Genomic DNA, 14,190 nt, shown 5'->3' with positions numbered 1-14,190 from the left:
CTCATTTATTACTGGCATTTATAGAATATATCATTATTATATATTTCACTTATATGTATGGGAATATTATATTTGAATAGTAGTGAGTGCGTGACCCAACTTGTAATTATATTCGTTAAAGGTTGGGAACAGTAAAAGGGGAAATCAAAAATAACCGACAACCGGATGAACACGTTCATTCGTCGTTTTTTTATGATGGCTTGTTACTATTTATTTGCAAAAAAGGGGGAATTATTATATGGGTACAATCGGAATTTTGATTGCGATTGCTTTGATCGTCATTCTGGCCATGAAGGGTTTTAGCATCGTATTTATTGCCCCGCTGGCCTCGATTATCGTCATCGTGACGAATGGCATGGATTTCTTTCCTTCTTTAATCGGAACGGAAACATCATTCATGACAGGGCTGACAGGATTTTTAATCAACTATTTTGGCGTATTTTTATTAGGTGCGATATTGGCACAATATATAGAGAAAAGCGGTGCGGCACAGGCCATTGCGCAAAAGGTCCTGTCCATTACTGGTACGGAAAATCCCTTTTCCGTATTACTTGCGATTTATGCGATCAGTGCGATATTGACATTCGGGGGCATCAGTTTATTCGTCGTATTGTTCGTGGTCATTCCTTTGGCGAAGCCATTATTCAAGCAACTGAATATCGGCTGGAATTTAGTTGTGATTCCCGTATTTATGGGGATTGGAACATTCACGATGACGATGCTTCCCGGGACACCTTCGATTCAAAACGTTGTCCCGACGACGTACCTTGGCACGACTTTAACGGCAGCGCCATTCATGGGAATCGTCGCAACCTTGATTTCGATTGTAATCGGGGTCATTTATTTAAGGTATACACTGAAAAAAAGCTTGGCTAACGGTGAAACCTTTGCACCATATGCAGAAGAAGAGGAAGAAAAAATTGTATTAAAAGAAAAGATCCCTTCCTTCTTTATCAGTATTTTACCCATCCTTGTACTCATCATCATTATCTTTACAGGCAGTGCCATGAAGGTTGCCAACATCGTATTGATTGGCTTGGCGGCCGCAATCGTGGTAGCCGCTGCATTATTCCATAAATACATTCCGTCACACAAAGCGGCACTCAGCTTAGGAGCGAATGGATCGATCACGCCGATATTCTTCACGGCCGCAGCCGTGGCCTTTGGCGTCGTCATCACCATTGCACCAGGCTTCAAGGTGATTTCCGATTTCATATTAGGAATTCCGGGGAACCCTTTGATTAGCTTATCAGTCGCCTCCGCGGCCCTCGGCGCGATTACAGGTTCTTCATCGGGCGGCCTGGGTATTGCGATGGAGGCATTTGCCAAGTCTTACTTGGCTCTCGGAGTCAATCCGGAAGCGATGCACCGCATCTCGGCCATAGCTTCCTCCGTATTCACGGCCCTGCCGCATGCAGGAGCTATCCTATCGATGTTTGCCTTAACGGGCCTGAATCATAAAAACGCTTATAAATACTCATTCTATAGCACGACATTGCCGAATCTATTTGCGCTCATAGCCGCTTTGCTGCTAGGAATCATGTTTTATTAGGAACAAGCGGAGGGTCCATTGAAGGAGGTGATGAAGAATGGCAAAGTCAATGCGTGAACAAGTCGTCGGTACATGGTCATTGGTATCATACGAAACGAAAGATGTGGATGGAAACAAGGTTTATCCTTTAGGTAAAGATGCCAAAGGCTTCATTATGTATAATCCAGATGGCTATATGTCTGCCCAACTGATGGCGGACGGACGCCCTGCATACAAATCCGGGGACCTGCACACAGGAACACCGGAAGAAATGGCAGAAGCGGCACATGGGTACCTGGCCTATTCAGGCCCGTTCGAAGTGGATGAAGAAAAACAGGAGCTGACCCATCATATGGATGTCAGCATGAATCCAACCTGGCTCGATCAAGCGCAGCCGCGGCTTGCGAAGATTGAGGGTGATCATGTGGTTATTTACAATGGCCTTCATCCGGATGACAAGCTGATCTGGAAACGTGTAACGAAACATTAAGTTTGAAACGAATTTAACACAAAGGGAGATTGAAATCATGACAAACGAACGCACAGTAATCGTAACAGGGGCAGCACAAGGGATTGGATACGCTATTGCAGAATCCTTCATCAATAACGGGGATTTTGTAGCCATTTTCGATTTAAATGAAACGGCAGCGATAAGTGCCGCTGAAAAACTAGGCAATGCAAAAGGCTACAAAGTGAACGTAGCTGACGAACCAAACGTACAAGCGGCTGTTCAACAAGTCATCGCTGAACGCGGCACGGTCGATGTACTCGTCAATAATGCAGGACTTCAATTCATTTCACCAGTGGAGGACTTCCCTGTGGAAAAATGGGATCTTGTAAATGATGTTATTCTAAAAGGAACGTTCTTATTGACCAAGCATGCGCTCCCAGCCATGCAAAAACAGAAAAAAGGACGCATCATCAATATCTCCTCAGCTCATGGCAGAATTCCTGATGCTTACAAATCCGCCTATTGCGCCGCTAAATTCGGGCAAGTTGGCTTCACGAAAGTAACGGCACTGGAAAATGCCTTGAACGGCATCACCTGCAACACGATCATGCCAGGGCCCGTTCGCACGGAACTAATCGAAAAGCAACTGCCAATCCTTGCAGAACAAGACGGAACAACCGTAGAAGAAGCGCTAAACCATCACATCCTAGGCAAACAATGGATTAAACGCTTACTCGAACCATCCGAAATCGGCGCAACAGCCGTATTCCTAGCCTCAGACGGCGCCGCTGCCATCACAGGCGAAGAAATCGGTGTAGCAGGCGGAATCTAATTGCCTATAAAGAAAAAGCATGATTTCTTTTGAAATCATGCTTTTTTGTTTTATGGCTATAGCGAGCTGTGTTTTACTTGGCTGGGGTTTGAAGCTGTTCGTTATACCCTTGCTTAAAAAGAATGGTAAATTAAAGGAAGGGGGATTTCCCCCACTTTATTGGAGGTGAGGGATCATGGTTAAGCCGAAAGTGATCGTATATAAGAAAGTAGATCAAGAAGTGTTGGAGTATATTCAACATACTTGTGATGTCACCTATTTCGAGGATCTTGATGCACGGAACTATCCTGTATTTCTTCAAGCCTTGAAGAATGCACAGGGGATAGTAGGGTCTGGTTTGAAAGTGGATAAAGCATTACTGGACCAAGCGCCGGAATTGAAGATCGTTTGTAATGCTTCGGTTGGTTACGATAATTTTGATGTAGCGGAGCTGTCGAATCGGGGAATCATGGCTACGAATACGCCAGAGGTCTTGAACGAAACAGTCGCAGATACGATTATGGGCTTGATGTTATCGGCAGCAAGAAGATTGCCTGAGCTGGATCGACTGGTTAAGTCAGGGCAATGGACAGCTTCGATGGGGGAAGATTTATTTGGATTGGATGTCCACCATAAAGTCTTGGGGGTCATCGGTATGGGCGGAGTAGGCTCTGCCGTTGTGAAAAGGGCTCGTTTCGGATTCGATATGGATATCTTATATCACAACAGATCTAGAAATGAAGAAGCGGAGCAAACGTTTGGAGCTACATACTGTACATTGGAGGATTTATTAAAGCGGTCGGACTTTGTCTGCTTAATGACACCTCTTACTCCTCAAACCGAAAAGATGATGGGGGAGAAAGAATTCAAGCTGATGAAAAAAAGCGCCATTTTCATCAACGGCTCAAGAGGAGGAACGGTGGATGAGGCTGCCTTGGTCACTGCACTCAAAACAGGTGAAATCCACGCGGCAGGATTGGACGTCTTCGTGCAGGAGCCTGTCGGGGCAGACAATCCATTGCTTTCCATGAAGAACGTCGTCACCTTGCCGCATATCGGTTCCGCAACAGCCGAAACTAGAAGGAAAATGGCGATGCTGGCGGCAACCAATCTTGTAGCCGGTCTAAAGGGTGAGGTTCCGCCAACCTTGATCAAAACCGGTGTAAAGGCAAAGTGAATTTGTAGAAAATCTATATGAACGTCAATGGATAGCCTTAGGGCTATCCATTTTTTTATTTCGTCCATACCGTAACAAGGAGGTAGACGGCCATAAAAAAACCAGTCAAGCGTAGCTCGACTGGTTACTGAATGTAAATGAACATGTAAAAAGAAATGGGTAAAATCCATTGATATATATCATGATTTGTGATAAATTAGGATAGAAACACATTTTATTAATATATATGCATTTTATCCCTTACTATAAGTATAAGGTAAAGCTCACCTCTAGTCAACCCCTATTATTATTTTTTAAGGAGTGTCTGATATGAACGATGAAATTCGGCAGGAGCAAGAGCGTTTGGATGAGGTACTCGAAACGATTACGCAACAGATGGACAAAATAGAAGGAGAGACGTTACAGCGTAAAAAAGAAGTGGTCAATATCCGTAAACACTTTTGGGATGACCTCAAGGTGAATGTGGATACGTTTGATGACTACCTGGAGACCATCATTGGTTTAAGGCAACAGGCCCAAGCCCTGTCTGTAAGCGAGGGTGAACATAAATATACTTCAAAGCGACTGGCAGCCTTGCGCCGCATGAAGGAATCGCCTTATTTCGGCCGAATTGATGTCACGGAAGAAGGGTCTTCGATTACGGAACCTATTTATATTGGAACCTCGACGCTTACTGATCCAGCAGGTGAAAACTTCCTGATATACGACTGGAGAGCTCCGATTTCGAGCGTGTATTATGACTATCCCCCCGGCCCAATGGAATACTCCACTCCCGGAGGCGTCATTAGGGGAGATCTGGAGAAAAAGTGGCAATTTATCATCAAGGGAGGCGCAGTCGAATCCATGTTCGATACGAGTCTCACGATTGGAGATGAGATCCTGCAGCAGGTGCTGGGCAAGGGTACGGATAAGCATATGCGCAGCATTGTCTCCACGATCCAGCGAGACCAAAATAAAATCATCCGCAACGATCGCGGACGGCTGCTCATCGTTCAAGGGGCGGCTGGCAGCGGCAAGACATCGGCCGCCCTCCAACGGATCGCGTACCTTCTCTATAAAAATCGAGAAAAACTAAAAGCCGATCAAATCATCTTGTTCTCCCCAAACTCCATGTTCAATAGCTACGTATCCAATGTGCTACCAGAGCTTGGTGAAGAAAATATGCAGCAAGTAACCTTCCAGGAGTACTTGGACCATCGTCTGGCTGACTCGTTTCAAGTGGAGGATCCGTATGAGCAATTGGAGTTTTTGCTGACTGAAGCGGATGATCCTTCCTATAACACGAGATCAGCGAGCATTACATTCAAGGCATCGCTTCGCTTTTTCGAGATAATCAAAACGTACAGCCGATCACTGGAGCTATCTGGAATGCTCTTTAGAGGGATAAGATTCAGGGGGGAAACGCTTGTCTCCGCCAAACAAATCTCAGAAAGATTTTATACCAGAGACACTGGACTAAACTTTCACAATCGGATTGATAAACTAAAAGAGTGGTTAGGCGAGGTACTTGATGAAACGGAAAAGCTTGAACTGAAAAAATCGTGGGTCGAGGAGGAAATCGAGTATCTTGGCAAGGAAGACTATCAAAAGGTATACAGCCAAATACAGAAAAAACGCGGCGATACGGAGGACTCCTTTGATGATTATGAACAAGAGAATGAATTGCTCGCGCGTATGATCGTTCGCAAGAAGCTGAAGACGCTGCGGAAACGGATCAAAGCACTTCAATTTATCAATATCAAGGGCATCTACAAGCAGCTTTTTGATGAAAAAACAAGGATCGAATTATGGCATGGCAGCAACACACCTGCTGAAAGGGAAATATGCTCCGTAACGCAAAAAATGCTTGAGGAAGGTAAGCTGTATTACGAAGACGCGACGCCATTCTTGCTGCTGCAGGAGCTCATTCAAGGATTTCAGACGAACAGCTCCATTAAATATGTACTAGTAGACGAGGCACAGGATTATTCCCCATTTCAATTTGAATTCCTAAAACGCTTGTTTCCTTCGGCAAGGATGACCGTGCTCGGTGACTTTAATCAGGCAATATTTGCTCATGCCAGCGAACAAGTGAATTTCGATACGCTTACAAGTTTGTATGGAACCGATAAAACAGAGACGATTACCTTGGATCAAAGCTACAGATCGACAAAGCAGATTATTGAATTCACCCGGGAACTCATTCCGGAAGGCGATCGCATTAAAGCGATCGACCGAGAAGGAGAAAAACCTTTACTGACAAGAGTGTCCAGCCAGCAAGAATTGCACGGGGAAATCATGGCTAAAGTGAAAGAGTGGCAAAGCCGTCAGTATAATACCATCGCGATCATATGTAAATCGGCTGCGGAAAGTGCCGCTGCATACAAAGCATTACATGCCATCGACGAATTGAAACTCGTACAGAAAGGCACGAATGAATATGAGCAAGGCGTTGTCGTTATTCCCGCTTACCTGGCCAAGGGCATCGAATTTGATGCGGTCATCATCTATGATGCATCGGCGGAAACATACGGCGATGAAAGTCTGCGCAGATTGTTCTACACGGCATGTACGAGGGCCATGCATGACCTGCAGATCTATACGGTCGGCGAGCCGAGCCCATTCTTGCTCAACACAAGAGCGGACAGCTTCCTTCAGAGCACCCATTAACCAAGCCGCTGCCTGCTTTCAAGAATATCCGAAGCCTGCATGGACACACGTTCTATGCAGGTTTTTCATGGATGGAGCCGGACCGTCACAGAAAGAAAATTAATTTGTCAACCGGTCGGACATAATAATCGTGGAGGTGAAGGAAATGAGCAAAAAATCAGCAGGTAGAGGCAGGATCGCACCAAGTGTTAATCCTCAAGGACAAGGAAAAGATGTGGAATTCTCCACAGAGCCCAAAAGCGAGCTTGAAAACAAGGCAAAAAAGTCCAATACGAAATAACGGTACGTAGTAAAAGCAGCCCTTCTCTTCTTTGAGAGGGGTTTTTGATAGGGGAGCTGAAATCAACGCTCATTGATTCGGTCTCATTCTCGGTATTTGTCGAGGAACTCTACGTTTTCGAAGCATGGAAATATGAAAGAATAACAGAATGAAGCTAGCTAAAAAACATACCAATTATATCTATCGCTATGCTAACATGAAAGACCGGGTGAAAAAACAAATGGAGAGGAGTTACTTATGAAAATAAACCAATTGATAGCGAACAATATTAATGAACTGGATACAGTGCTGCCAGGCGATCGATCGTTAGGGATAGCGGGGTTGTCCGGTTCAGGGAAAACGACCTTTTGTCAGACCATAGGGGAGGAATCGAAGAAGCGTCTCGTCTCCTTATTGCCGAAGGCGGAGTATCAATATTTATTTCCTGATATTATGGAAACCAATTTCAGTGCCATCAAGATGGAGGAAATGCCGCTGGTCCTTTTCCTCGGCAAATCGTCCATATCTTCCAATCCCCGTTCGACCATTGGCACCCATACTGGGGTGTATAAAGAGATTCGAGTTTGCCTTGCTGAAAAATTCAATCTTTCTCCAGAGGTTTTTTCCTTTAATAACGCCTTAGGCTGGTGCCCCGCTTGCAAAGGACGCGGGACGACGAAGAACGTCGAATGTCCGAAGTGTAAGGGGAAGCGCTACAATCAAGAAGTCGAGCAATATACGATTGAATTATTCGAGCGTCCGCATACCATATCGGATATCAATGAGTTAAGCATCGAAACGATTCTTTCACTTGCAGAAACATTACATATTAGTGAAGCTAAACAGCATATCCTCCAAAATATAATCAATATGAATAGTGGTTATTTAAGCATGGACCGGATCATGGGGACGGTGTCAGGGGGAGAATTGACGCGGCTTTACTTAGCCGAATTCATGGCGACAAGCGAAAATACCGTGATCATTATTGATGAAATCTCCGTCGGTCTCGATCATCGAACGTTGTTGAAGATATTGGAGCAGGTGAAGCAATTAGGCGGCAAAAATCAAATATGGCTCATTGATCATTCAGACACGGTGTTGGATAGCACGGACCAGCCATTATTCTTTGGACCTGGCAGCGGGAAGTATGGCGGTAAAATCGTGACGGAATCACCGCGTCCGAAGCCGATCAGCTGGGAGCGAAATGCGGCAGCACCAACGGAATCCTATCAATTTCACGATCTTCACTGCCGTACTATCCAAATCGAACAAATTCAGATTCCGAAGAATCGCCTCGTTACCTTTACGGGCGAGTCAGGCTGCGGTAAATCCACACTGGTCAATGAATGTATCGCCAAAGATTTTCAGAACCGCTATCCAAAGGATAAACTGGTCATGGTCGGTCAGGATCGCAATAAGTCGATCACCAGCCGTTCGACCGTTGCGACGTTCCTTGATATCAAGAAGAAGCTCACCAAGTACAGTGAGGAAATTGATGATATCTTTCAGCGCTCGATCGAGGATATCATCGATGAATTGCCTAATGAGGACATCGCCCATAAACGCTTGAGCTTATTGATCAAGCTTGGGCTTGGGTACTTGACGTTAGCGCGGAGAACACAATCGCTATCGACGGGGGAATTCCAATGTGTCCACTTAGTTTCCGAGCTGTTCGCGAAGACAAGGAACCCGCACACCCTGTTCATTTTCGATGAGCCTTCAAAAGGGTTATCGCAAAACATATTAAACCAATTTATTGATAGCATCAGGGTCATCCTCAAGGATGAATCGGTCTCGATCATCATGATCGAACATAATCGGTATATGCTGGAAAGCTCGGATTATATCGTCGATTTTGGTAAAAGACAGCCTGCGCCAGTCAAGCATCTTGACGTCGTCAGTCATGATGCATACTTTCAAGATAACAACAGTGAAAAGCGAATGGAACCGCTGCATATATCCTCCGCTCTCCAGTCAAGAAGCGGCATCGATTATTTGCAGGAAAACCAATTGGCCTATTTCAAGCGGGCAGAGAATATCTATAAGGGAGGTATCCTCAAAAGCTTGTCTTCGATGGCCCGGTTGATTTATGGGGAATACGAATCGGACACGATTGCACCTGTTATCGCGATTGATCTTGAGCGGCACTTATACAGTCAATATACGTTTTTATATGAAGTGGGCGGTATGATCAATCATCTGGTTGCGGCACATCCGACCAATAAAGATACAAGAAGCTTCGACTTTTATTCTAAGGATAATCATTGTCCAAGCTGTTCGGGCCGCCGTGTCATCGAAAAGTTTGATATCGATGTCGTCATTCAAGATCAAAACGTCCCCTTCTGGGATGGTTTATTACATCCGGACGTGATGGAAGTATTGAAATATTACCAATATCCAAAACTGCAATTTTTATTTGATGAAATCAAGCATGAACTCGGTCACGATTTGAGTAAAAGCTATAAGGAGATGACCGATGCTGAGAAGCGGACGTTCTTATATGGATATTGGGAAAAGTCCTTTTATGATAAAGTCGGCAAGGCCTCTCGGACATGGGAAGGCTTCAACCTCATCATCTCGCGCTATATGTTCATATCGAAATCGATCATTAAAGAGCAAATGAAGGCATCAAAGGAGACGATCACCTGTCCGGTCTGTCTTGGAACAGTGTTGAATCATCATAAAAAACTGACATTTGCTGGTACGGACATTCGCGAGATCATCCAACAGCCAATTGATGAAGTCATCAAAATAGCAGGAAACATGCCAGTACTGGAAAAACTAAAAGCGATTGTAGGCGGCGATATCACACTGACGGCTGATGTCTCATTCCTTCCACGGGAAACACAAGCTGCCTTGAAAATGCTCGAGCTTGAACTGGCAAGCTTCCAAGGATATGAAGTGGTCCTGCAAAATGCACGGCCTTTCTGGAGCAGCATAACAGGCAGTCTTGAAGCCATCAGCAGAAAAAATCAAATCACCATCTGTGATTTTGGCGATATTAATGAAACTAGGGAAACGATCATTGATAAATATTTCACCAATGGGACATACAAAAAACTTACCTATGTCTATGAAGTGTTTGGCTACAAGAAAATCGTCACCCAAATCAATAAAATCAAAGCAAGTCATAAATGCCCATTTTGTAATGGGAAGAAAGTGATTTCCGAAGATGGCCTTCATGACGGGGTCCATAAATTAACGATACCTTGTGTGAGCTGTCATGCCAGTGGCATTGATGATGAAGGACGTAAAGCGATCGTCGAAGGCATCAATGTGGAAACCTGGCTGACAGGGAAAGTGAGCGATGTCGTGGGTGAAGGTGAGCGTACCGAAGCCGTTGCCGATATTCCGATCTTCGCCCGCATTCGTGAATTGAACAAACGTGATATGATGGCGGTTCATGCATGCCTGGAGCGGTAAAGATAAATATGACAGCACTTCAATGAAAAAAGTCCGCCGGAAATGGCGGACTTTTTAAATGGAGCAGCAGCTTCTCCTTATATGGAGGAAACTGCATGATAAACAGGAAGCGTTACCGTAATCGTCGTCCCTTTATGAGAGGCACTATTTATATGAAGCGTGCCATTCATCGTTTGGATCGTTTTGACAGCGACCATCGAACCTAGCCCTGTCCCTTTCTCTTTGGAGCTATAATACGGCTCGCCAAAACGATGGATTTGTTCTTTGTTCATGCCGATGCCATCGTCCCTGATTTCGATAATGATGTCATCATCATTTACATAGGAGATAATGCGAAGCTCCCCGCCGCTCGGCATGGCCTCGATCCCATTTTTAATCAGATTGAGGAAGCATTGCTTAAAATGCTGAATATTGCCGCGGGTGATACCTGGGGTCAGCTGTTCGGATATTGTAACCACATTCATGTTAGCTAAAGGTTTAATCATTTCAATCAAATAGCCTATTTCACGGTCGATGGAAATGGTATCGACCTTTTCGTGGGCAGGTTTGGCGAATGCCAAGTATTCACTAATGATCGATTCCGCACTATTAAGCTCCCGAACGACATGCTGGATATATTGCTCTTTTTCGGTTTGGGTAAGATCGGGTGCTTTTAGCAGCTGAACGAATCCTTTCACTACCGTTAAAGGGTTTCTGACCTCGTGAGAGATGCTGGCCGCAAGCTGACTGACGACTTCCATCTTTTCAAGCCGCACCATTTGTGTTCGGATTAAAATCGCATCCTTTAAAATTTCTATGATATACACAGCTAAACCGATAATGAAAGGCGGAAGGATGATGAAATAAAAGATATACGCCTCGGTTATTTGGAATGAATCAGACATAGCGAGTGCAAGGAAACTGGATAGGATACCCAGGAACACGATCAATACGATCGAGCTATTCAGCTTACTTTTTCTGTTAAATGCATTGAATTTAGCAGAAAATAGTGCCGTAATGACGAATATAACAAGATAAACAAGTAAAGTAAGGAGATTGAAGCCATTCATAACAAACCTGCCAGTCAAGAGAATGACCAATAAGACAGCACCGACAGGCCAACCGCCATAAAGTGTCCCGATGATAAAAGGGATTTGCCTGAGATCATGAACACAATATTCATCGATATAAATAGGAAACTTCATACATAAAAGAATGGGAATGCTCATGCATGTAGTGATCAGGACCTTGCCATACTGACTTAACTTCTTGCCGTGATCTAATAATGTGGAATAAATTAAAATACTTACCAGGATATAAAAGAGGTTATCTAAAATGTGTTGATTCATATAAGTGAAATTCATCGGATTCTCCTGAAAAATTACAATTTGGTCTACCTACAAGAATAACACTAAAAAGGAGAATTTGAATAAAGTAATTTATTGTAAGAACGATATTTTGAAAAAGAATGATTGATTCGCAGTGTAAGTCAACGATCGCGAATCAATTGAAAAAGGCTTTGGAATTCCTCATTCCAAAGCCTTTACTTTTGATGTCGATAATCATGCCAACTAGAGAAAGTCACTTCAAATAGGCTAAGAAGCGGTTAATTAAGATGTTCATCTGTTGATACCATCAAGACCTTGACATTTTGTTCCTTGAGATTATTTATGTAACTTCCTGTCACATCATCATCCGTTATTATCGTATCGATTTGTTTGACTGAAGCAAAGGAGGCTATTGAATTTTTATTGATTTTGGTATGGTCAAGCAAGGCAACCACCTTGTTGGAGGCGCTGACCATGGCTTTTTTCAGTTCGACCTCATATACACTGAAATCCGTTAATCCTGATTCAAAAGAAAACCCATTAGCGGACGTAAACATCAGATCGATATTAATTTGATTTAGAATATTAATCCCTAAGCTGCCTTCGAGGGAGAAGGACCCTTTTTTGATGATGCCTCCCAATAATATGACAGTAATATGGGGATTTTCATTTAATTCCAGGGCAGTATTGATGCCACTCGTTACAACGGTCAGCCTGATCGGCATGTCTTTGATGGTGCGTGCAAGTTCAAGAGCGGTCGAGCTTGAATCGAGCATGATGCATTGCCCGTTTGAAAGAAGTTCAGCTGCTTTCTTGGCTATGGCAGCCTTTTCATGGCGGTTCTTTAATTCTCGTGTAGTGAAGCTTGTATCGCTATCTTGCTTATCCGATAGTATGGCTCCTCCATGTGTCCTTTTTAGAAGACCTTCCTCCTCCATTTTCGATAAATCCGTGCGTAATGTCGCTTCAGATACTTTAATGTCTTCTGAAAGTTCTTTGATGGTCACGCGATGCTGATCTGTTAGTTTTTCAAGTATGATTTTCCTTCGTTCTGACGCAAACATTTTTTTCATTTTATCACCTATATACCTGAATTATTTTATCCTTACTTGCGAAAGGGGCTTACTGAAATACATATAAGAGAAGTCTTTAAGATTCAAAAGAGGCGGAATGGAAACGATTGATTGAATTTTCTTTTCATTATCATCATACATCATTTTTGTGAATTTATCTAAAGTAATTAGAAAACGAAAACAAATGAAAAATATAATGAAAATAAACGAAAGTATTTATTGACCATCCAACAATAAATGTAATATACTGAAAATAGAAAAAAGAGAAAAACTGTAAAAAACATGAGGTATGATTGAAAAATTTCATTTTACACCGATTATGTAAGCGTTATCCAAGAAAAAATATTCGAGGAGAGATGTAGAATGGTTCAAAGTCATGAAACAGCAGTACAGGAAAATGAAAAGAGTGTATCCATCCCTGCGACGATGAAAGCAGTTGTGGCCTATTCCCCAGGTGATTACCGCCTTGAAGAAGTACCTGTCCCGCAAATCGAGGATGGAGAAATTTTAGTTAAAGTCGAAGCATGCGGCATTTGTGCCGGAGATTTGAAAGCGTTCGATGGGGCGCCAAGCTTTTGGGGTGACGATCAGCAGCCAGCCTACATAAAAGCCCCGATGATCCCGGGCCATGAATTCATCGGTCATGTTGTCGCACTTGGTGAGGGAGTCAAAGGCGATTTCAAGATTGGTGACCGTATTATATCCGAACAGATTGTTCCTTGCTGGGACTGTCGCTTCTGTAATCGAGGACAATATTGGATGTGTGAAAAACATGATTTGTATGGGTTCCAGAACAATGTAAACGGCGGTATGGCTGAATATATGAAATTTACAAAAGAAGCAATTAATTATAGCGTGCCGGAAAACCTTCCAATCGAAAAAGCTATTTTGATAGAACCATATGCGTGTTCCTATCATGCTGTAGAGCGTGCACAAATTCAATTGGGAGATGTTGTTGTACTGGCAGGGGCCGGAACACTTGGACTGGGGATGATAGGTGCAATCAAGAAATCAGGACCTGGTAAATTGATTGTACTCGATCTGTTTGAAGAGCGGTTAGAAATGGCGAAGCAATTCGGGGCGGATATGGTATTGAACCCAGCAAGAGATGATGTAAACGCAATTGTCAAAGAGCTGACGGACGGTTACGGCTGTGACATCTATATTGAAGCGACTGGAGCGCAAAAATCCGTTGAGCAAGGGTTGAACTTGATTCGTAAACTGGGGCGTTTCGTCGAATTCAGCGTATTCAAAGAACCGGTAACAGTGGATTGGAGCATTATCAGTGATCGGAAAGAACTGGATGTACTCGGTTCCCATCTTGGTCCATACTGCTACGAGCCTGTTATCAAAGGGATTGCCAATGGCGATCTTCCTACAGAAGGTGTTGTCACACATGAACTTCCACTTGAAGAATTCGAGAAAGGATTCCAACTAGTGAAAAGCGGCAAAGAGTCATTAAAGGTCATCTTGAACCCAAATCTATAACACGATCATAGGCAAATGGGT

General features: G+C 43.6%; 10 protein-coding genes. 8 read left to right on the top strand and 2 right to left on the bottom strand.

Annotated elements, in window-relative coordinates; all coding sequences use genetic code 11:
* The first annotated feature begins 238 nt into the window (after window positions 1-238).
* The 7 genes from QNI08_RS09965 to QNI08_RS09935 all read left to right on the top strand — a co-directional run bounded on the left by QNI08_RS09965 (window position 239) and on the right by QNI08_RS09935 (window position 10,301).
* The gene (locus tag QNI08_RS09965; protein ID WP_285767276.1) at window positions 239-1,552 is read left to right on the top strand and encodes a GntP family permease; all 1,314 of its coding nucleotides are present in this window, start codon (window positions 239-241) and stop codon (window positions 1,550-1,552) included.
* 37 nt (window positions 1,553-1,589) lie between these two features.
* Window positions 1,590-2,021, top strand: a complete 432-nt coding sequence (locus QNI08_RS09960) for a lipocalin-like domain-containing protein (RefSeq protein ID WP_285767275.1) — start codon at window positions 1,590-1,592, stop codon at window positions 2,019-2,021.
* A 37-nt stretch (window positions 2,022-2,058) separates the two neighbouring features.
* Window positions 2,059-2,814, top strand: coding sequence for a 3-hydroxybutyrate dehydrogenase (locus QNI08_RS09955; protein ID WP_285767274.1), 756 nt, complete (start codon window positions 2,059-2,061; stop codon window positions 2,812-2,814).
* A 175-nt stretch (window positions 2,815-2,989) separates the two neighbouring features.
* Entirely contained in the window at window positions 2,990-3,970 is a 981-nt protein-coding gene (locus QNI08_RS09950; protein WP_285767273.1) for a 2-hydroxyacid dehydrogenase, read from the top strand.
* A gap of 309 nt (window positions 3,971-4,279) precedes the next feature.
* A complete protein-coding gene (helD, locus tag QNI08_RS09945; RefSeq protein ID WP_285767272.1) occupies window positions 4,280-6,619 on the top strand; it encodes an RNA polymerase recycling motor HelD in 2,340 nt (779 codons plus the stop codon).
* 145 nt (window positions 6,620-6,764) lie between these two features.
* The gene (gene sspL / locus QNI08_RS09940) at window positions 6,765-6,899 is read left to right on the top strand and encodes a small, acid-soluble spore protein L (protein ID WP_285767271.1); all 135 of its coding nucleotides are present in this window, start codon (window positions 6,765-6,767) and stop codon (window positions 6,897-6,899) included.
* A 237-nt stretch (window positions 6,900-7,136) separates the two neighbouring features.
* On the top strand, window positions 7,137-10,301 hold the full coding sequence (locus QNI08_RS09935) for an ATP-binding cassette domain-containing protein (protein WP_285767270.1): 3,165 nt from the start codon (window positions 7,137-7,139) through the stop codon (window positions 10,299-10,301).
* 77 nt (window positions 10,302-10,378) lie between these two features.
* Here QNI08_RS09935 and QNI08_RS09930 read toward each other — a convergent pair whose 3' ends face one another.
* Both QNI08_RS09930 and QNI08_RS09925 read right to left on the bottom strand, forming a co-directional pair.
* Window positions 10,379-11,644: an ATP-binding protein gene (locus QNI08_RS09930; protein WP_285767269.1), complete on the bottom strand. Its 1,266-nt coding sequence runs from the start codon at window positions 11,642-11,644 to the stop codon at window positions 10,379-10,381.
* Window positions 11,645-11,886: 242 nt separating this feature from the next.
* Window positions 11,887-12,681, bottom strand: a complete 795-nt coding sequence (locus QNI08_RS09925; RefSeq protein ID WP_285767268.1) for a DeoR/GlpR family DNA-binding transcription regulator — start codon at window positions 12,679-12,681, stop codon at window positions 11,887-11,889.
* Between the two features lie 363 nt (window positions 12,682-13,044).
* Between QNI08_RS09925 and QNI08_RS09920 the strand changes: the two genes are divergently transcribed.
* Window positions 13,045-14,169 carry an MDR/zinc-dependent alcohol dehydrogenase-like family protein gene (locus tag QNI08_RS09920; RefSeq protein ID WP_285767267.1) on the top strand — a complete coding sequence of 375 codons (1,125 nt, stop codon included), beginning with the start codon at window positions 13,045-13,047 and terminating at the stop codon, window positions 14,167-14,169.
* Window positions 14,170-14,190 lie beyond the last annotated feature (21 nt).

Source organism: Peribacillus folii (assembly GCF_030271255.1).
GTDB lineage: Bacteria > Bacillota > Bacilli > Bacillales > DSM-1321 > Peribacillus.
The sequence above is the reverse complement of the archived record's forward strand: the minus strand, read 5'-3'. Positions and strand labels throughout refer to the sequence as shown.